Annotated in this window: 18 protein-coding genes; 7 read left to right on the top strand and 11 right to left on the bottom strand. The window is 65.9% G+C overall.

Annotated elements, in window-relative coordinates; genetic code table 11:
* Positions 1–408: 408 nt before the first annotated feature.
* Positions 409–1,284, top strand: coding sequence for a diaminopimelate epimerase (dapF, locus tag I6F28_RS26485; protein ID WP_225141910.1), 876 nt, complete (start codon positions 409–411; stop codon positions 1,282–1,284).
* Complete coding sequence (mtaB, locus tag I6F28_RS26480; protein ID WP_225130736.1) at positions 1,284–2,537, top strand: tRNA (N(6)-L-threonylcarbamoyladenosine(37)-C(2))-methylthiotransferase MtaB; 1,254 nt, start codon at positions 1,284–1,286, stop codon at positions 2,535–2,537. Before dapF ends, mtaB begins: the two co-directional genes overlap by 1 nt.
* A gap of 167 nt (positions 2,538–2,704) precedes the next feature.
* Here the strand turns inward: mtaB and I6F28_RS26475 are convergent, their stop codons facing one another.
* Both I6F28_RS26475 and I6F28_RS26470 read right to left on the bottom strand, forming a co-directional pair.
* Positions 2,705–3,814 carry a DUF2336 domain-containing protein gene (locus I6F28_RS26475; protein ID WP_225130738.1) on the bottom strand — a complete coding sequence of 370 codons (1,110 nt, stop codon included), beginning with the start codon at positions 3,812–3,814 and terminating at the stop codon, positions 2,705–2,707.
* A gap of 255 nt (positions 3,815–4,069) precedes the next feature.
* Positions 4,070–4,771 carry an RluA family pseudouridine synthase gene (locus I6F28_RS26470; protein WP_225130740.1) on the bottom strand — a complete coding sequence of 234 codons (702 nt, stop codon included), beginning with the start codon at positions 4,769–4,771 and terminating at the stop codon, positions 4,070–4,072.
* Between the two features lie 57 nt (positions 4,772–4,828).
* Here I6F28_RS26470 and ftsY point away from each other — a divergent pair, with 57 nt between their 5' ends.
* Entirely contained in the window at positions 4,829–5,773 is a 945-nt protein-coding gene (ftsY, locus tag I6F28_RS26465; RefSeq protein ID WP_128265185.1) for a signal recognition particle-docking protein FtsY, read from the top strand.
* A gap of 122 nt (positions 5,774–5,895) precedes the next feature.
* Entirely contained in the window at positions 5,896–6,498 is a 603-nt protein-coding gene (locus tag I6F28_RS26460) for a septation protein A (protein WP_036008846.1), read from the top strand.
* Between the two features lie 168 nt (positions 6,499–6,666).
* Here I6F28_RS26460 and I6F28_RS26455 read toward each other — a convergent pair whose 3' ends face one another.
* The 5 genes from I6F28_RS26455 to ccmA form a co-directional block, all read right to left on the bottom strand.
* On the bottom strand, positions 6,667–7,260 hold the full coding sequence (locus I6F28_RS26455; RefSeq protein ID WP_225141908.1) for a DsbE family thiol:disulfide interchange protein: 594 nt from the start codon (positions 7,258–7,260) through the stop codon (positions 6,667–6,669).
* Complete coding sequence (gene ccmD, locus I6F28_RS26450; RefSeq protein WP_197962410.1) at positions 7,257–7,442, bottom strand: heme exporter protein CcmD; 186 nt, start codon at positions 7,440–7,442, stop codon at positions 7,257–7,259. The genes I6F28_RS26455 and ccmD overlap by 4 nt, the downstream gene beginning before the upstream one ends.
* On the bottom strand, positions 7,439–8,212 hold the full coding sequence (locus I6F28_RS26445; protein ID WP_225141906.1) for a heme ABC transporter permease: 774 nt from the start codon (positions 8,210–8,212) through the stop codon (positions 7,439–7,441). The genes ccmD and I6F28_RS26445 overlap by 4 nt, the downstream gene beginning before the upstream one ends.
* Before the next feature lie 91 nt (positions 8,213–8,303).
* On the bottom strand, positions 8,304–8,972 hold the full coding sequence (gene ccmB / locus I6F28_RS26440; RefSeq protein ID WP_225141904.1) for a heme exporter protein CcmB: 669 nt from the start codon (positions 8,970–8,972) through the stop codon (positions 8,304–8,306).
* A gap of 79 nt (positions 8,973–9,051) precedes the next feature.
* Positions 9,052–9,654: a heme ABC exporter ATP-binding protein CcmA gene (gene ccmA, locus I6F28_RS26435; protein ID WP_225141937.1), complete on the bottom strand. Its 603-nt coding sequence runs from the start codon at positions 9,652–9,654 to the stop codon at positions 9,052–9,054.
* Between the two features lie 241 nt (positions 9,655–9,895).
* Here ccmA and acnA point away from each other — a divergent pair, with 241 nt between their 5' ends.
* The 3 genes from acnA to I6F28_RS26420 all read left to right on the top strand — a co-directional run bounded on the left by acnA (position 9,896) and on the right by I6F28_RS26420 (position 14,525).
* Positions 9,896–12,616, top strand: coding sequence for an aconitate hydratase AcnA (gene acnA, locus I6F28_RS26430; protein WP_036008823.1), 2,721 nt, complete (start codon positions 9,896–9,898; stop codon positions 12,614–12,616).
* A 231-nt stretch (positions 12,617–12,847) separates the two neighbouring features.
* Positions 12,848–13,624, top strand: a complete 777-nt coding sequence (locus I6F28_RS26425) for a DUF1223 domain-containing protein (RefSeq protein ID WP_057026569.1) — start codon at positions 12,848–12,850, stop codon at positions 13,622–13,624.
* A 529-nt stretch (positions 13,625–14,153) separates the two neighbouring features.
* Positions 14,154–14,525 carry a DUF2794 domain-containing protein gene (locus tag I6F28_RS26420; RefSeq protein WP_036008814.1) on the top strand — a complete coding sequence of 124 codons (372 nt, stop codon included), beginning with the start codon at positions 14,154–14,156 and terminating at the stop codon, positions 14,523–14,525.
* Between the two features lie 145 nt (positions 14,526–14,670).
* Here the strand turns inward: I6F28_RS26420 and I6F28_RS26415 are convergent, their stop codons facing one another.
* The 4 genes from I6F28_RS26415 to I6F28_RS26400 form a co-directional block, all read right to left on the bottom strand.
* Positions 14,671–15,201 (bottom strand): GNAT family N-acetyltransferase, encoded by a 531-nt coding sequence (locus I6F28_RS26415; RefSeq protein ID WP_036008811.1) that lies wholly within the window; start codon positions 15,199–15,201, stop codon positions 14,671–14,673.
* Positions 15,202–15,451: 250 nt separating this feature from the next.
* Positions 15,452–16,243 (bottom strand): Bax inhibitor-1/YccA family protein, encoded by a 792-nt coding sequence (locus I6F28_RS26410; RefSeq protein WP_036008808.1) that lies wholly within the window; start codon positions 16,241–16,243, stop codon positions 15,452–15,454.
* Positions 16,244–16,524: 281 nt separating this feature from the next.
* Positions 16,525–19,095, bottom strand: coding sequence for an ABC transporter permease (locus I6F28_RS26405; RefSeq protein WP_225141902.1), 2,571 nt, complete (start codon positions 19,093–19,095; stop codon positions 16,525–16,527).
* Positions 19,092–19,811, bottom strand: a complete 720-nt coding sequence (locus I6F28_RS26400) for an ABC transporter ATP-binding protein (protein ID WP_036024603.1) — start codon at positions 19,809–19,811, stop codon at positions 19,092–19,094. The genes I6F28_RS26405 and I6F28_RS26400 overlap by 4 nt, the downstream gene beginning before the upstream one ends.
* Positions 19,812–19,847 lie beyond the last annotated feature (36 nt).

The raw sequence follows: 19,847 nt of genomic DNA, 5'->3' as shown, positions 1-19,847 counted from the left end.
AGGCACTTGCAGCCGGGGCGGGCGAAGCCGTCGGGGCCGGCGAGGGACTTGCCGATGCGGCCGGCGCCGGGCTCGCGGTCTGCGCCAGAGCGCCTGACAGCCCATGCGACAAGGCCGCAGCCGGGATCAGCGCGGCCAAAGCGAGGCGACGAAAAGTGTTCATTTTATTCTCCCCGAGGCCCGCTTCGTCGGGGCCTCAATTCATCAAGGCCTTACCCACCAAGGCCTTAACCCGTCCGCGCGTCCCGGTTCGCGCGAACCGCGCCGTTCTAACACGCGAGCGCCGAATTCGTCCCATGACAGATGCGTCATGGCAGGCAACTTGCCCGATGTCCCGACCCGGGTGGCAAATCACTGGCCAAGCGGCCGAGGATCGCCATATAAGGCAGGCGAAATTCGGGAATTTTCATGAGCGCGCTGGCCAACCACGCATTTGCCAAGATGAACGGCATCGGCAACGAGATCGTCGTTGTCGACTTGCGCGAGTCGGCGGCCAAGGTCACGCCGGACGATGCCCGCGCCGTGGCGTCCGCGAACGGCGGCGTGGCCTACGACCAGCTCATGGTGCTGCAGAAGCCCCGGCTCGACGGCACCGAGGCCTTCATCAGCATCTACAACAATGACGGCTCGGAGGCCGGTGCCTGCGGCAACGGCATGCGCTGCGTCGTGCGCCGCATCTTCGAGAAGACCGGGCAGACCAGTGCGACCTTCGAGACGGCCGCCGGCCTGCTCAATGCCTGGCAGGGTCCGGCGCCCGACCTCTACACAGTGGATATGGGCGCGCCGAAATTCGGCTGGCAGGACATTCCGCTGGCGGAAGAGTTTCGCGACACCCGCTACATCGAATTGCAGATCGGGCCGATCGACAATCCCATTCTGCATTCGCCCTCAGTGGTGAGCATGGGCAATCCGCACGCGGTGTTCTGGGTCGACGACGTCAACGCCTACGATCTCGGCCGCTTCGGTCCGCTCTTGGAAAACCATCCGATCTTCCCCGAGCGCGCCAACATCACGCTGGCCCATATCGTCGATCGCGAGCACATCACGATCCGCACCTGGGAGCGCGGTGCCGGCCTGACCAAGGCGTGCGGGTCGGCGGCCTGCGCCACGGGGGTCGCCGCCGCGCGGCTGAAGCGCGCCGAGCGCAAGGTCGAGATCACATTGCCCGGCGGCAAGCTCGGCATCGAATGGCGCGAGCGCGACGACCACGTGCTGATGACGGGCACCGCGACCTTCGAATATGAGGGCAGCTTCGATCCGGCGCTGTTCGCGCCGGTCGCCTGATGGCCGTCGACATCGTCACCTTCGGCTGCCGCCTCAACGCCTTCGAGGCCGAGGTGATCCGCAGCAAGGCGGAAGTCGCAGGGCTTTCCGACACCATCGTCATCAACAGCTGCGCCGTCACCAACGAGGCGGTGGCGCAGGCGCGCCAGTCGATCCGCAAGTTGAAGCGCGAGCGCCCCGAGGCGCGCATCGTCGTCACCGGCTGCGCGGCGCAGACGCAGGCTGCGATCTTTGCGGGCATGGCCGAGGTCGATCGCGTCGTCGGCAATGACGACAAGATGCGCGGCGAAGCGTGGCGGGAGACGCGCCACGCTTTCGATCTTGGCGCCAGCGAGAAGATCGCCGTCAGCGACATCATGGCGGTGAAGGAGATGGCGCCGCACCTCGTCGATGGCTATGCGAGCGGCCTGCCGCGCGTCTTCGTGCAGGTGCAGAACGGCTGCGATCATCGCTGCACCTTCTGCATCATCCCGTTCGGCCGCGGCAATTCGCGCTCGGTGCCGATGGGCGCGGTGGTCGATCAGGTGCGCACCCTGGTCGAGCGCGGCCATGCCGAGATCGTGCTGACCGGCGTCGATCTCACGAGCTACGGCGCAGACCTGCCCGGCGCGCCCAAGCTCGGCCTGCTGACCAAGCAGATCCTGCGCCATGTGCCCGAGCTCAAGCGCCTGCGTATCTCCTCGATCGATTCGATCGAGGCGGATGACGACCTGCTCGATGCCATCGCGGAGGATGCGCGCCTGATGCCGCACCTGCACCTGTCGCTGCAGTCGGGCGACGACATGATCCTGAAGCGCATGAAGCGGCGGCATTCGCGGCAGGATGCGATTGGCTTCTGCGAGCAGGTACGCCGCCTACGCCCCGATGTCGTCTTCGGCGCCGACATCATCGCGGGCTTCCCGACCGAGACCGAGGACATGTTCTCGCGCTCGCTCGACCTCGTCGAGCAATGCGGACTGACCTTCCTGCACGTCTTCCCTTATTCGCCGCGGCCCGGCACGCCCGCCGCGCGGATGCCGCAGGTGGCGGGGCCGGTCATTAAAGAGCGTGCGAAGCGGCTGCGCGCGGTAGGAGAGGCGGCGCTGCAGCAGCGGCTGCAAGCCGAGATCGGCGCAAGGCGCGATGTGCTGATCGAGAGCGAGGGGCAGGGCCGCACGGAGCATTATCTGCCGGTGGCGATTGCGGGCGAGCGGGTGGGAAGCATCGTGCGGCTGAAGATTGCTGGCATTGATGGCGAGCGGCTCACGACGTAAGCAGCTGCTCTCTTCCTTCTCCCCTTGTGGGAGAAGGTGGCGCGAAGCGCCGGATGAGGGGTTGTATCCGCGCAATCGCATTGAGAGGTCATGCGCGGAGAGAGGCCCCTCACCCGTCTCGCCGCTCTCGCGGCGAGCCACCCTCTCCCGCAAGGGGAGAGGGAAAACTACGACGCCCTGACCTGCCAGAATCGCAGCGTGCGCTTGGCGTTCTCCGCCGTCATTCTCGCAAAATGCCCCTGTGTCCTCGCGATGTCCGCGGGCGTCATCGCGCCTGTCGCGAAACGGCATTCGAGCACGGCCATGGTGGTCTCCCAGCTGAGCTGTGCGGCCTTGCACGGCACCAGCAGGCCGTCCTCGCGGAGACTCTGCATCAGCGGTCGGATCACCTCGACCGTCGATCCCGACAACGCCGCCAGCGCCGCCACCGTCTCCTCATAGCGCCGCTGTGTGGCGAAGCCGAGCAACGTCGCCTCGTCGAGCTGGCCGGTGGCCTTGAGGCCGGCGATGGCGCGCTTGGCACCTTCGAAATCGCGCACCGCCGACATTTCGCGTTCGGCGCCGATGGCGACGGCGGCGATCGCGCTCTGGATCTCCTCGAACAGATGCGGCGGGGCGCGCGACAACAGGCGGGTGCGCACGGCGTCCGTCGCCGAGCGCAGCAATTGGCGGCGCAGCTCCAAGGGCAAGTCGACGCGGACGCCGACACTGACTGCGAGCTCCGGATCGCTTTCGGCCTGGCCGACGATGATGGCGAACCCTTTTCCGGAGACGCGCGCGCCGGGATTGGCCGCAAGCCGCCGGCTGACGCTGGGGTAGCGGCGCGCCAGCAGCGCGTCGGTGACGATCTCCTTCAGCCACCAGCGGCCGGCGACCGCGAGCAGATGCGGCTCGCCCTTAGCTGATGCGATCTTCACCAGCTCGCCGTCGTCGAGGCGCGCGGATTCCTGCAGCACGGGGCCGGCGATGCGGATCTCGTCATTGTTGGCGAGGCGGCGGATCACCGACGGCGGCGCCTGCGCGACCGGCGCCAGCTGCGCGCTGATCTCGGCCAGCGCCACGCGCGCTGCCACATCGGCGATGGCGCGCAGCTCGATGGTGCCGATCAGGCGCTCGAGCACGTCGTCGAACAGCGCGATCTGCTCGTCGTCGAAATTGCCGGCGGAGGAGAGGAACAGCTCGGTGACGCGCCGGGCCGTCGCCAGGCCCTTTTCCGGCGAGCCGATCCGCAGTGCGGATTCGACCTCGTCGATGATCGATAGCCCGGAATTGGTCATCGCGCGCGGCTCGTCCTGAGCGGTTACGGAAGCTTGTTCTAAGCAACCGTTATCATTAGAGGCGAGCGCTGAAGGTTTCGTAAACCATGGCACGGTAGCCGAGCACAGCCGCTTCTCGACCGACCACCGCTCCTCATCCCGAGGAGCCCCGCGAAGCGGGCGTCTCGAAGGATGGATACGACCGCGATGCGCCTGCGGGGCCTCTATGGTTCGAGACGGCGCTGACGCGCCTCCTCACCATGAGGGTCTAAGAGATTACTCCCCGTTCCACCCGCAGGCCCGGAGCTTCTCGTGCATATGCGGCGGGGCCGGCGCCACCACGCGGACCGGCTCCTTGTTCCGGGAGATCGGCACCACGATCTCGCGCGAATGCAGGTGCAGGCGCGGCTCGCCGAAGCGCGGACCGTTGCCGTAGATGTTGTCGCCGAAGATCGGCCAGCCGCTCGCGGCCGCATGCACCCGCAATTGATGGGTCCGGCCGGTCACCGGTTCCATGGCAAGCCAGGTGAAACCGTCGCCCCGGCCCATCACCTTCCAGTTCGTGATCGCCTTCTGCCCTTCCGGATCCGGCTTCTGCCACCAGCCGCGTTCGGCATTGAGTCGGCCGAGCGGCATGTCGATGGTGCCTTCGTCCTCGGCAGGGCCCCCTTCGACCACGGTCCAGTAGGTTTTGCCGATCTTGCCGTGCTTGAACAAAAGGCCCAGCGATGCCGTCGCCTTGCGGTGGCGGCCGAGCACGAGGCAGCCCGAGGTGTCCTTGTCCAGCCGGTGGGCCAGCACCGGCGGTCGCGGCAGGCCGAAACGCAGCGCGTCGAAGGAATCCTCCAGATTGGGGCCACCCTTGGGGCCGCGATGCACCGGCAGGCCGGCCGGCTTGTCGATGACCAGCATCAGGCCGTCGCGATGGAGCACGCGGCCTAAGATCTCATCGGCGGTCAATTGGGGAACATCGAGCAATCGCAGGACTTTCGGTCAAGGCTTTCGTTTACGGGCCGGAACGGCTAACACGCCACCATGAACGATACCACCTCCGAGACCCCCAAGCTGAGCTGGTGGCGCCGCCTGTCCAATGGGCTGAAGCGCACCTCGTCCTCGCTCGGGACCGCGGTCGCCGACCTCGTCACCAAGCGCAAGCTCGACCGCGCCATGCTCGACGACATCGAGGACGTGCTGCTGCGCGCCGACCTCGGCACGTCAGTCGCGGTGCGCATTGCCGATGCCGTCGGCACCGGCCGCTACGACAAGGCGATCTCGGCGGACGAGGTCAAGGACGTCGTCGCCACCGAGGTCGAGAAGGTGCTGTCGCCGGTGGCAAAGCCGCTCGTGATCGATGCGGCAAAAAAGCCGTTCGTCATTCTCGTGGTCGGCGTCAACGGTTCCGGCAAGACCACCACGATCGGCAAGCTGTCGCAGAAATTCGCCTCTGAAGGCCGCAAGGTGATGCTGGCCGCCGGCGACACGTTTCGCGCCGCCGCCATCGAGCAGCTCAAGGTCTGGGGCGAGCGGACGAAGACGCCCGTCATCGCAGGCGCGCAGGGCTCGGATTCCGCAAGCCTTGCCTTCAACGCGCTCACCGCGGCGAAGGAGCAGGCCATCGACGTGCTGCTGATCGACACCGCCGGCCGCTTGCAGAACAAGGCCGAGCTGATGAACGAGCTCGAGAAGGTCGTGCGCGTGATCCGCAAGGTGGATGACACTGCGCCGCATGCCGTGCTGCTGGTGCTGGATGCGACCGTCGGCCAGAATGCGCTGTCGCAGGTCGAGGCCTTCCATCGCACCGCCGGGGTCACCGGCCTCGTGATGACCAAGCTCGACGGCACCGCGCGCGGCGGCATCCTGGTGGCGCTCGCGGAGAAGTTCAAGCTGCCGGTGCACTTCATCGGCGTCGGCGAAGGCGTCGACGATCTCGCGCCCTTCACCGCGCGCGACTTCGCCCGCGCCATCGCCGGAATCGAATAACGTCATCCTTCGAGACGCCGCTTGCGCGGCTCCTCAGGATGAGGTCGTGCCACACATGAGGTCCTCATCCTGAGGAGACCGCGAAGCGGTCGTCTCGAAGGATGGGAGAGACGGAAGAGAGAATGGACAAGACCCAGCCGCATCCGCTGTTCAAGCTCGCGACCGAGCTCGGTCCGCTGCTCGTGTTCTTCTTCGTCAACGCGAAGTTCAATCTGTTCGCGGCGACCGGCGCCTTCATGGTCGCGATCGCGGTCGCGATGGCCGCCTCCTACATCGTGACGCGCCACATCCCGATCATGGCGATCGTCACGGGGGTGATCGTGCTGGTGTTCGGCACGCTGACCCTGGTGCTGCACGACGAGACCTTCATCAAGGTCAAGCCGACCATCATCTATGGCCTGTTCGCCGCGATCCTCGGCGGCGGCCTGTTGTTCGGCCGCTCCTTCATCGCCGTGATGTTCGACCAGGTGTTCAACCTGACGCCGCAGGGCTGGCGCATCCTCACCTTGCGCTGGGCGCTGTTCTTCGCCGGAATGGCGGTGCTGAACGAGATCGTCTGGCGGACCCAGAGCACGGATTTCTGGGTGAACTTCAAGGTGTTCGGCGTCACCCCGATCACGATGATCTTCGCCATCGCCCAGATGCCGCTGACCAAGCGCTATCATCTCGCGCCGGTCTCGCTGGAGAGAAGCGAGGCCGAGGCGGGGGATGTGAGCAAGGGATAGGCGAAGGACAGGCGAAAGCGTCGCTCCACATACCGCTGTCATGCCCCGGCTTGACCGGGGCATCCAGTACGCCGCAGCTTCTCCGTATACGACTGGCGTCTCTGGAATACTGGATCGCCCGATCAAGTCGGGCGATGACAGTTGAGCGTGTGGTACGAGCGCAGCAGATCAGCTTCCTGCCTTCAGCGCCTTCTCCAGCTCCGGCATCAGCACGGCCTTGAGATTTTGCGGCGTGATCGGACCGACCAGCTTGTAGACGATGGTGCCCTCGCGCCCCACGACGAAGGTCTCCGGCACGCCATAGACGCCCCATTCGATCGAGGCGCGGCCGTTGGCGTCCACGCCGACATGGCCGAACGGGTTGCCGTAGCGGCCGAGGAAGCGCCGCGCATTGTCGGCGGCGTCCTTGTAGTTGATACCGACCAGCTGGAAGCGCTTGTCTTTTGCTAGTTCGGTCAGGAGCGGCGCTTCGTCATGGCACGGCACGCACCAGGACGCCCAGACGTTGACGAGGCTGACCTTGCCCTTGAAGGCGGCGGGATCGAGACCCGGCACCTGCGTGCCGTTCTCCTGCAACCCCTGGAGCGGCGGCAGCACGGTCTGCGGTGCGGGCCGGCCGATCAGCGCCGAGGGAATCCGCGAGGGATCGCCGCTGCCGAGCCGGAACCAGAACAGAAGCGCAAGGCCGATGAAGGCGATCAGCGGCAGCACCATCAAGAAGGTGCGGCGCTGCGGCGGAGCGGAGGCAGGTTGATCGCTCATCGCGGCTCCGTCGCGCTGCGGCCCGACCGGCGGGTGATGCCGCGCTGCTCCAGCTCGCGCAGGCGCTGCGTCTGGCTGCGATAATCGAGCATGACCCAGCCGATCAGGATCGCGACCACGAGGGCGGCAGCAGCGTAAGACGCCACGATGAAGGAGGCATAAGGACCGAGCGACATCGTCATGCAGCCCCAGCTTCTTTTGATGCGTTTTCCACTTCGCTCGAAAAAGCCACGCGGCTCGCCTGCATCATCTGCAGCGAGCGGACACGGCGGCGCAAAATCTCGTTGCGCATCGCGGCCAGGTGCAGCGTGACGAACAGCAGCGTGAAGGCGACCGCCATCACCAGCAGCGGTATCAGGAACGACTTGTCCAGCGCCGACCCGCCCATGCGCATCACCGAGGCGGGCTGGTGCAGCGTGTTCCACCAATCGACCGAGAACTTGATGATCGGCAGGTTGATCGCGCCGACCAGGGTCAGCACCGCGGCGGCGCGCGCCGCACGCGAGGGATCGTCGACGGCGCGCCACAGCGCCATCAGGCCGAGATACATCAGGAACAGGATCAGCACCGAGGTCAGCCGCGCGTCCCATTCCCAATAGGTGCCCCACATCGGCCGGCCCCAGAGCGAACCCGTGAGCAGCGCGAGGAAGGTGAAGGCGGCGCCGATCGGAGCTGCGGCCTTGGCGGCGACGTCGGCGAGCGGATGCCGCCACACCAGCGTGCCCAACGATGCGATGCTCATCACGCCCCACACGAACATCGACAGCCACGCATTGGGCACGTGGATGAACATGATCTTGACGGTCGCGCCCTGCTGATAGTCGTCGGGCGCGAGCGCAGCTTGATAGAGACCGATCGTGAGCAGGATGATTGTCGCGGTCGCCAGCCACGGCAACACCCGCGCTGTCAGCGCGAGGAACCGCGTGGGGTTGGCGAGGTCGATCAGCGTCATGGTATCCTGATAATCACCGGGGGCCGCTCAGGCAATCAGCACGAAAGCCCGTCGCGAAAGTTGATCGGGGTCAAGGTCGGCCCGGTCCATTTCAATCGAGGCCATGCCGCAGGCTCGCTGCGGCCGCGAACGGGCCGATCACGAGGCTGACCAGCGACAGCGCGCACAGGATCGAGAACGGCGCGCCGAAGGTCATCGGGCCGACGATTACCGCCTGCGAGGCCGCAACCCCGAAAATCAGCACGGGAATCGACAGCGGCAGCACCAGCACCGCCATCAACAGCCCGCCGCGATGCAGCGTCACCGCCAGCGCCGCGCCGATCATGCCGGTGAAGGTCAGCGCCGGAGTGCCCGCCAGCAGCGTCAGCGCTACCGCAGCCGTGGCGATCATGTCGAGGTTGAGCAACAGGCCGAGCACGGGGGTTGCGACAATCAGCGGCAGGCCGGCGGCGAGCCAATGCGCCAGCGCCTTGGCAGCGCAGGCGAGTTCCAGCGGCGTCCGGCTCATCGTGATCAGGTCAAGCGAGCCGTCCTCATGGTCGGCCATGAACAGCCGGTCGAGGGTCAGCAAGCTCGCCAGCAGGGCCCCGAGCCAGAGGATCGCAGGTCCGAGCCGCGACAGCAGCGCCAGATCCGGCCCGACCGCGAACGGCATCAGCACCACCACGGTCAGGAAGAACAGCACCCCGATCAGCGCCCCGCCGCCGACGCGAAGCGCAATCCGGATGTCCCGGCGGATGAGGGCGGCGAGGGGGGTCATGCGGGGCTCCCCTCGCGCGTCGAAGGCGGTGCAAGCGGGAGAGGGTTCAGCCGCTCGGAAAGCTGAGGGTGCATCGGAATCACGCGGTACCCCCGATCCGCAGCTCCCGCGATTGGATGCCGAGCGGGGCATGCGTCGCGGCAACGATCATGCCGCCGGCGGCCAGATGCACGCGCATCAGGCCGGCGAACATGTCTTGACCGGCGACATCAAGCGCATTGGTCGGCTCGTCCAGGAGCCAGACCGGGCGGCGGACGGTCAGCAGCCGGGCCAGCGAGAGCCGGCGGCGCTGTCCCGCGGACAGGAATCCGGCGGGCAGATGGGTGGCGTGGTCGAGTCCGACCTCGGCGAGGCTCTCGGCCGCATCGAAACGCTCGCCCCCGAGAAAATCAGCCCAAAACGCCAGGTTTTCGGCCACGCTCAGCGCCGGCTTCAGGGCATCGCGATGGCCGAGATAGTGGCACTGCTCCGCCAGGGTCAGTTCGCCGTCGCCGCCCTCCAGCGCGATCGTCCCGCCGGCCGGCACGAGCAGGCCTGCGATCAGCCGCAGCAGCGAGGTCTTGCCCGATCCATTGCGGCCGACGACCGCGACGGCCTCGCCCGAGCCGGCCGCGAAATCGAGCCCGGCGAACACCTCGCGGCCGCCCCGCACGCATCTCAGCCCGTGACCGGACAGCCGCATGTCGCCTTGGTTCAGTCCGCTCACAGCCAGGCCTCAGGAAATCTTGGGGTAGCGCATGGGAATTTTTGGCTCGCGAATTGCTGCGGCACGATAGTGGCTGTGGCGGCGCGGTTAGAAAGCTTCTATAAGCCCGGAACTACTTGATGCAGCAACTCAACCTGCCCCTGCAAGCGGCCCAGCCTGATACGCTGACGGTGTTAAAATACCCTGCCGGGTATAACTAGCAATTGGGATCTCCTCCATGACCTCGCTCGACAGCTTCAAATGCAAAAAGACTCTCAAGGTCGGCGCCAAGACCTATGTCTATTACAGCCTGCCCACCGCCGAGAAGAATGGTCTGAAGGGAATTTCGAAACTTCCCTATTCGATGAAGGTCCTGCTCGAGAATTTGCTGCGCAACGAGGACGGCCGCTCGGTCAAGAAGGAAGACATCGTCGCGGTCTCGAAATGGCTGCGCAAGAAGTCGCTGGAGCATGAGATCGCCTTCCGCCCGGCGCGGGTGCTGATGCAGGACTTCACCGGCGTGCCCGCGGTGGTCGACCTCGCCGCGATGCGCAACGCGATGCAGAAGCTCGGCGGCGAGCCTGAGAAGATCAACCCCTTGGTGCCCGTCGACCTCGTCATCGACCACTCCGTGATCGTGAACTTCTTCGGTGACAACAAGGCCTTCGGCAAGAACGTCACCGAGGAATACAAGCAGAACCAGGAGCGCTACGAGTTCCTGAAGTGGGGCCAGAAGGCGTTCTCGAACTTCTCTGTCGTGCCGCCCGGCACCGGCATCTGCCACCAGGTCAATCTCGAATATCTGGCCCAGACGGTCTGGACCAAGAAGGAGAAGATGACGGTCGGCAAGAAGACCGGCACCTTCGAGGTGGCCTATCCCGATTCGCTGGTCGGCACCGATTCGCACACCACCATGGTCAACGGTCTTGCCGTGCTCGGCTGGGGCGTCGGCGGCATCGAGGCGGAAGCCTGCATGCTCGGCCAGCCGCTGTCGATGCTGCTGCCCAACGTCGTCGGCTTCAAGCTGAAGGGCGCGCTGAAGGAAGGCGTCACCGCGACCGACCTCGTGCTCACCGTGACGCAGATGCTGCGCAAGCTCGGCGTGGTCGGCAAGTTCGTCGAGTTCTTCGGCCCGGGCCTTGACCACCTCTCGGTCGCCGACAAGGCGACCATCGCCAACATGGCGCCCGAATACGGCGCGACCTGCGGCTTCTTCCCGGTCGATGCCGCCGCGCTCGATTATCTCAAGACCTCCGGCCGTGCCTCGGCCCGCGTCGCGCTGGTGCAGGCCTATGCCAAGGCCCAGGGCCTGTTCCGCACCGCCAAGTCGCCCGACCCCGTGTTCACGGAAACGCTGACCCTCGACCTCGGCGACGTCGTGCCGTCGATGGCCGGGCCCAAGCGTCCCGAAGGCCGCATCGCGCTGCCCACCGTCGCGGACGGCTTCTCGCTCGCACTCGCCAGCGAGTACAAGAAGGCCGAGGAGCCGGCCAAGCGCTTCCCCGTCGAAGGCAAGAACTTCGACATCGGCCATGGCGACGTCGTGATCGCCGCGATCACCTCCTGCACCAACACCTCGAACCCGAGCGTGCTGATCGGCGCCGGCCTGCTCGCGCGCAATGCGGCTGCGAAGGGCCTCAAGGCCAAGCCGTGGGTGAAGACCTCGCTCGCCCCCGGCAGCCAGGTGGTCGCGGAATATCTCGCCAATTCCGGTCTGCAGCCCGATCTCGACAAGGTCGGATTCAACCTGGTCGGCTTCGGCTGCACCACCTGCATCGGCAATTCCGGTCCGTTGCCCGAGGAGATCTCGAAGTCGATCAACGACAATGGCGTCGTCGCGGCCGCCGTGCTCTCCGGCAACCGCAACTTCGAAGGCCGCGTTTCGCCGGATGTGCAGGCGAACTACCTGGCCTCGCCGCCGCTGGTGGTCGCCTACGCGCTCGCGGGCAGCGTCACCAAGAACCTCGCCACCGAGCCGCTCGGCGAGGGCAAGGACGGCAAGCCGGTGTACCTGAAGGACATCTGGCCGACGACCAAGGAGATCAACGCCTTCATGAAGAAGTTCGTGACCGCGTCGATCTTCAAGAAGAAGTATGCCGACGTGTTCAAGGGCGACACCAACTGGCGCAAGATCAAGACAGTCGAGAGTGAGACCTATCGCTGGAACATGTCTTCGACCTATGTGCAGAACCCGCCCTACTTCGAAGGCATGAAGAAGGAGCCGGAGCCGGTCACCGACATCGTCGAGGCGCGCATCCTCGCCATGTTCGGCGACAAGATCACCACCGACCACATCTCGCCGGCCGGCTCGATCAAGCTCACCTCGCCCGCCGGCAAATATCTCAGCGAGCACCAGGTGCGTCCGGCCGACTTCAACCAGTACGGCACGCGTCGCGGCAATCATGAAGTGATGATGCGCGGCACCTTCGCCAACATCCGCATCAAGAACTTCATGCTGAAGGGCGCGGACGGAAACATCCCCGAGGGCGGCCTGACCAAGCACTGGCCCGACGGCGAGCAGATGTCGATCTACGACGCCGCGATGAAGTACCAGGAAGAGAAGGTGCCGCTGGTGGTGTTCGCGGGTGCCGAGTACGGCAATGGCTCCTCGCGCGACTGGGCCGCCAAGGGCACGCGCCTGCTCGGCGTGCGCGCCGTGATCTGCCAGAGCTTCGAGCGCATCCACCGCTCCAACCTGGTCGGCATGGGCGTGCTGCCGCTGACCTTCGAGGAAGGCACCTCCTGGCAGTCGCTTGGGCTAAAGGGCGACGAGAAGGTGACCATCCGCGGCCTCGTCGGCGACCTCAAGCCGCGCCAGAAGCTGACCGCGGAGATCGTCTCCGGCGACGGTTCGCTGCAGCGCGTTTCGCTGCTCTGCCGCATCGATACGCTGGACGAGCTCGACTACTACCGCAACGGCGGCATCCTGCACTACGTGCTGCGCAAGCTCGCGGCGTAAACGCGGATTTGTGAATGATGGCTCACTGCGAAGTGAGTAGAAGCCTTAACGAAGGCGGCCTATCAAAGGCCGCCTTCGCGCGTTTGCGGTACGCTTCAGATGGGCCCGCCCGGCGGAAAACCTCCCTTTGGACGGTGGCCCGGATGGATGAATGTACCGCGCCCCGTAAGACTACGGTGACCATCCGGCGATAAGATTTCCCTCTGAGAGCAACGGTGTGCGGCGTTCGACATGACGACAATGACGGCTTCCCATCTGATTCCACGTTGGTCCGGCGCCCTCTGGTCGGGAGCTCTCGGCATATGTGCGATCATCGCCGTCATTCGTCCTGCCGAAGCTGAACCCCGCGCCGTCGTCGAATTGTTCACCTCGCAGGGCTGCTCCTCCTGCCCGCCCGCCGACCAGATCATCGGCGATCTCTCCAAGGACCCCTCCGTCATCGCGCTGAGCATGCCGATCGATTATTGGGACTATCTCGGCTGGAAGGACACGCTGGCGGATTCGCGCTTCTCTGCACGGCAGCGTGCCTATTCGCGCATGCGCGGCGACCGCGAGGTCTACACGCCGCAGGTCGTGGTCAACGGCTCCACCCATGTCATCGGCAGCGATCGCACCGGCATCGAGAACGCGATCGGCAAGACCGACAAGGGCACTGGCGTGATGAGCGTGCCGGTGACGATGTCGCTCTCGGGCAAGCAGATCAACGTGTCGGTAGCCGCAAGCAAGGAGCCCACGGTCTCGCGCGGCGAGGTCTGGATCTGCTCGATCGCGAAGTCGGTGCCGATCGCGATCACCCGCGGCGAGAACAAGGGACAGCAGGTCACCTATCACAACGTGGTGCGCAGCCTGCTCAAGGTCGGCGACTGGACCGGCCGTCCGGAGAGCTGGACGGTGCCGATCGAGAACCTCACGCGCGACGGCGTCGACGGCGCGGTGGTCTACGTCCAGGACGGCAGCCGCGAGAGGCCGGGCCCGATGCTGGGTGCGGCCTACACGTCGCTGCATTGAAGCAGGCAGAACGTCTCAGCAATTGATGCTCGTCATTCCGGGGCGCGCCTCTTGGCGCGAACCCGGAATCCATTTCTCAGCTTGTGTGATGGTAAATGGATTCCGGGCTCGCGCTTCGCGCGCCCCGGAATGACGGCAGACCGGAAACATCTCGGCACAAACAAAAAAGGACCAACTTGCGTTGGCCCTCCTTGTCGTGCGTACAGACCCGATCCTGTTCGACCCCGGGGGGCTGGGGGCTGAGGAATCCGGAACCGAAAGGACCGGGTCAACGCACGTCACCCTTTTCGCAGTGCAGGGCGGCAGGCGGTTGGCGGAAAAGCGGCGATACTATGATTCCTGCTAACGATCCCGTGACGGTTTGCCGCGACGGAGTTCCACCCTTGCGTGGGCCCTTATGCGACGCCGATTCGATAGGTCGAGCCCCTTGCGATGCGGAACGGTTGGCGCAATCATGCAATTGTCACGAACGCGGTTCCGGGACGATCTTGGCGGACGCGGGTAGCCGTGCGATGAGGAGGCGCTTCCCATGAGTCTGACGTCGGAGGATGCCGATCCGAGCGAGCAGCGCGCGGCGGCGCGTCCTGCCGCGGCGCATGCGCAGCCGAACCGGGTGACGTTCAACCGGCTCGAGCTGCACCGGATTCTCAATCTCTACGGCCGCATGGTCGCCGACGGCGAATGGCGCGACTATGCCATCGACTTCCTGAAGGACCGCGCCGTGTTCTCGGTCTATCGCCGCGCCTCGGAAGTGCCGATCTATCGCATCGAGAAGGACCCGCGCCTCGCGCGCAAGCAGGGCATGTACAGCGTGATCTCGGCGACCGGCCTGATCCTGCGTCGCGGCCACGAGCTCGAGCGGGTGCTGCTGGTGATCGATCGCAAACTGGCGGTGGTGTAGACGAACCATCGATCGTCATTCCGGGGCGCGACGAAGTCGCGAGCTGGTGCGCAATTGCGCACCCGAGAATCCATCCCTCCACCGCCCCTGCCGTTCAATGGATTCCGGGTTCGATGCTGCGCATCGCCCCGGAATGACGGATGAACTACTTCCCCGGCACCGTGCTTGCGCCCTCGCCGAGGTCGCGTTGCATCATCACGGTGTCCAGCCAGCGGCCGAATTTCAGCCCGACACTGGGATGTGTGCCGATCATCTTGAAGCCGCACCTTGTGTGCACGCCGATCGACCCGGCATTGGCGGAATCGCCGATGACAGCGATCATCTGGCGAAAGCCGCGCGCTTCGCATTCGACGATCAGCCGTTCCAGCAGCATTGAGCCGACGCCGCGGCGGTGGAAGGACGGATCGAGATAGATCGAGTTCTCCACCGTGAAGCGATAGGCGGGCCGCGGCCGGTAGGCGCCGGCATAGGCATAGCCGGCCACGCGGCCGTCCAGCATGGCGACGAAATAGGGATAGCCGCCGTCGATCAGCGCGCGATAGCGGCGCGTCATTTCCGAGAGGTCGGGCGGCTCCAGCTCGAACGTCGCCGTGCCCTCGCGGACGGCCTGCTGGTAGATGGCGGTGACGGCGGGGAGGTCGGCCTCGGTGGTGGGCCTGATATCGGGTGCGGACATGGGGGAAGGATAGAGCGTTCCCTGAGGGGCCGGAAGAGGCTGCGCTGCCTCCACACCCGTCATTGCGAGCGCAGCGAAGCAATCCAGAAATGCATCTGCGGAGGGGCTCTGGATTGCGTCGTCGCATCGGCGCAAAATTGCTGCGCAATTTTGTCGCGAGCTCCTCGCAATGACGGGGAGAGGCCGTACCCTCAAAACAAAAACCCCGGCCTTTCGGCCGGGGTTCGTGTCCGTTCTCTCGTCTCAGAGCTTACTCGCGCTGGCCGAGGAGCTGCAGCAGCAGCGTGAACAGGTTGATGAAGTTCAGGTACAGCGACAGTGCGCCGGTGATGGCCGAACGCTCTGCGACGTCACCGCCGGCCGAGGCATAGCCGTAGATGTAGTCGTTCTTCAGCCGCTGGGTATCCCAGGCGGTCAGGCCCGAGAACACCAGCACGCCGACCACCGACACGATGAACTGCAGCATCGAGCTGGCCAGGAACAGGTTCACCAGGCTGGCGAGAACGATGCCGATCAGGCCCATGAACAGGAACGAGCCCATGCCGGTCAGGTCACGCTTGGTGGTGTAGCCGTAGAGGCTCAGCGCACCGAAGGTCGCCGCGGTGATGAAGAACACCCGCACGATCGAGGTGTGCGTGAACACCAGGAAGATCGACGACAGCGAGATGCCCATCAGCGCCGCGAACACCCAGAACAGGATCTGGGCGGTCGAGGGTGCCAGACGGTTGATGCCCGCCGAGATCACGAACACCATCGCGAGCGGCGCCAGGATGAACAGCCACTTCAGGGGGCTGACGAACATGGCGTAGCCGAACGGTGTCAGGAACACCTTGCCGACGCGGACGGCGTCCGCCGTCGGAACGTCGGTCACGGCGGCCATGTAGACGCCGAGCGCGGCAAGGCCGGTGATGGCCAGGCCAATGCTCATGTAGTTGTAGATGCGCAGCATATAGGCGCGCAGGCCGGCATCGACCGTCGCGGCGTCAACACGCCCGGCGGCCCTGCCGAAAGGAGAAGCGTAGTTACGGTCTAGGTCCGACATGGTCGAATTCCCGTTGGTTGGTCCGGTCCGGCACGAGGGTCGCCATGCCGCCGGTTCGTCAAATTCTATCTCGGAGACCGCTGCCAGCCGACTGAATTTTGGCTCACAATCGGGACTCCGAACCCATCCGATATGTGGGAAACTAACACATTCGCCGCAACCTTCCACGCGCGGCTGAATGTCGCCCTCGGCGTCAATCCTGACGCGAAGCTGACGGGGTAGCGTGGTTAATCGCGGAAACCGGGCCGATTCCGGGCAGCTCGATCAGCCGCTACATTTTGTCACAAATTTCGCAACACCGTCGCGGGCTTTTTGTTCAATGCCAGCAGCGTGCCGGCAAGCCCGAGCCCGACGGTCACGACCAGCGCGGCGGCGACCACGCCGGCGGCGCTGCCGGCCTGCCAGACGAAGCTCAGCGTCATCAGCCGCGTCACGATCAGCCAGGCCGCGATGCTGCCCGCGATCACCCCGAACACCGCGGTGGCAAGGCCGATCAGCAGGTATTCGAGGGCATAGGCGCCGAGCAGCCGCAGCCGCGTCGCGCCGAGGGTCTTGAGGATTACCGCATCATAGACGCGGTGGCGGTGGCCGGCGGCGAGCGCCCCGCCCAGCACCAGGATCGCCGAGATCAGCGTCACGGCGCTGGCGCCGCGGATCGCCAGGGCCAGATTGGTCACCACAGAGCCGACCGTCTCCATCACCTCGCGCACGCGCACGCTCGTCACCATCGGATAGGCGTCGGCGACCTCCTTGATGATCTTGCCGTCGCCCGCCGCCTTTCCGCCCGCTTCTGTCAGCGTCGCGATATGGGTGTGCGGCGCGCCCTTGAAGGCGTTGGGCGAGAACACCAGGACGAAATTGATGCCGAGACCCTGCCAGTCGATCGTGCGCAAATTGCTGATCTTGGCCGGAATGTCGCGGCCGAGCACGTTGACCACGACCTCGTCGCCGAGCTTGAGGCCGAGCCCGTCGGCAATCTTCTTCTCCAACGAGACCAGCGGCGGGCCGGAATAATCGGCGCGCCACCATTCGCCCTCGACCACCTTGGAGCCCTTCGGCAGCTCGGCGGTGTAGGTCAGGCCGCGATCGCTCTGCAGCACCCATTCGGAATCCGTGGTCGGCTTGAGCTCCTCGGCGCGCACCCCGCGCGCGGCGACGATGCGTCCGCGCAGCATCGGCACGTCCTCGATCCTGGCGCCGGGGGCGATCTGGCGCAGATAGCCATCGAACTGCTCGGCCTGCGCGCTCGGAATGTCGATGAAGAAGAACGATGGCGCCTGGTCGGGGAGCGCCGCCAGGAACTGCCGGCGCAGATTGCCGTCGATCTGGGTGATGGTGACGAGCACGGCGAGCCCGAGTCCCAGCGACAGCACGACGGACGGCGTCAGCGCGCCCGGCCGGTGGATGTTGGCGATCGCAAGCCGCAGCATCGGCAGCCGCGTCCGTGGCAGCCGTCGTGCGATCGTCATCAGCAGGGCGGCGATGCCGCGCAGCAAGGCGAACACGACCACTGAGGAGGCCACGAACACCGCGGCGATGCGCCTGTCGAACGACAGGCCGATCACGACCGCGATGAGGAGTGCGATCACGACGGCCATGAACACGAGATAGCTCGCGCGTGGCCGGTGCCATTCGGAGCTGATGGTGTCGCGGAACAGCGCGGCCACCGGCACGTCGTGCACGCGCGCGAGCGGCCACAGGCCGAAGGCGAGCGCGGTGAGGAGGCCGTAGAGGAAGGACAGCGCGAGCTCGTCGGTGTGCACGGCCGGCACCACCGGCAGCGGCAACAGCTTGCCGAACAGGCCAACGATCGCAAAGGGCATCGCGGCGCCGAGCGCCAGGCCGATCACGGACCCGATCGCGGCCAGCAGGACCACTTGCGCCAGGTAGATGCCGAACACGTCCCGGCCGGTGGCCCCGACGGCCTTGAAGGCAGCGATCACCTCGAGCTTGCGGTCGATGTGACTCTTGACGGCATTGGCGACGCCGACGCCGCCGACCAGCAGCGCGGCAAGGCCGACCAGCGTCAGGAACTGCGTGAAGCGGTTGATGTTGCGCTCGAGCTGCGGCGAGGCGTTGGAGCGGCTGCGGATCTCCCAGCCGGCCTGCGGCGCGGCGCTGCGCGCATCCGCGATGAAGGCTTCGGTGGCGCGCTCGTTGTTCGCGGCCTCCGGCAGCTTGACCCGGTAGACCCAGCGCACCAGGCTGCCGGGCTGGATCAGGCCGGTGGCGCGCAAGGCCGCCTCGCTGATCAGAAAGCGCGGCCCGAAGCCGATGCCTCCGGCGAGCTTGTCCGGCTCGGCCTCGACGGTGGAGCGGATCTGGAACGTTGCGGACCCGATCGTGACGCGGTCGCCGGTCTTGAGCGAGAGCCGCGCCAGCAGCGTCGGATCGGCGGCGGCACCGAACGCGCCGTCACGCTCGGCGAGCAGATCGGCCATCGGCAGCTTTGGTGCCAGCGTCAGCTGTCCCAGCATCGGATAGGTGTTATCGACCGCCTTCATCTCGACCAGCGCCAGCTTGCCGTCAGCCGAACGCGCCATGCCGCGCAAGGTCGCAGCCGCCGACAGCGTGCCGCGCGAACGCAGGAACGCGACCTCTTCCGGCTTGGCCTCGCGCTGGAACAGCACGAAGGAGACGTCGCCGCCGAGCAGCGTGCGGCCCTCGCGTGCGAGACCGTCGCTCAGGCTCGCCGACACCGAGCCGACGCCGGCAATCGCCATCACGCCGAGCGCGATGCAGGCGATGAAGACGTAGAAGCCGCGCAGGCCGCCGCGCAATTCGCGCAAGGCGTAGCGCTGCGACAGCGCGACGGCGTTCGGCTTCGCGAACGATTCGGCCACGGCGCTCATGCGGGCGCAGACTGCGTGTCGATGCGCCCGGAGCGCAGGCGGATGACGCGATCGCAGCGATGCGCGAGCGAGGAATCGTGCGTCACCAGCACCAAGGTCATGCCGCGCTCGGCGTGCTTGCTGAACAGCAGATCGACGATCTGCTTACCGGTGGTCTCGTCGAGATTGCCGGTCGGCTCGTCGGCGACCAGGATCGCGGGATCGGGTGCCAGCGCGCGGGCGAGCGCGACGCGCTGCTGCTCGCCGCCGGAGAGCTGGGTCGGATAATGATGCAGGCGGTCACCGAGCCCGACCGATTGCAGCTCCTCTGCCGCGCGCTTGGCGGCATCGGGATTGCCGGCGAGTTCGAGCGGCACAGCAACGTTCTCCAGCGCCGTCATGGTCGGGATCAGGTGAAAGGACTGGAAGACGATGCCGACCTGGCGGCCGCGGAAGCGCGCCAGCGCGTCCTCGTCGAGGGCATTGAAAGGCGTGCCATTCACCACCACCTCTCCGCTATCAGGACGTTCCAGCCCCGCCATCACCATCAGCAGCGTGGATTTGCCCGAGCCTGACGGGCCGATCAGGCCGATCGTCTCGCTCCGGCCGACCCGCAGGCTGATATCCTTGAGGATGTGAACGCGTGCCGCGCCCGTGCCCAATGAGAGGTTGACGTTGGAGATGGCGATGGTGTCCGCGGTAGCGGCGAGCGAAGAGGGGTCGATGCGAGTGTCCATGGTCCGGTCATATGGCAAGTCCGCACGCGGGGTCGA

This window comes from Bradyrhizobium sp. NBAIM14 (assembly GCF_020193895.1).
Classification (GTDB): Bacteria; Pseudomonadota; Alphaproteobacteria; order Rhizobiales; family Xanthobacteraceae; genus Bradyrhizobium; species Bradyrhizobium yuanmingense.
This window is presented reverse-complemented; position numbering and strand designations above follow the sequence as displayed.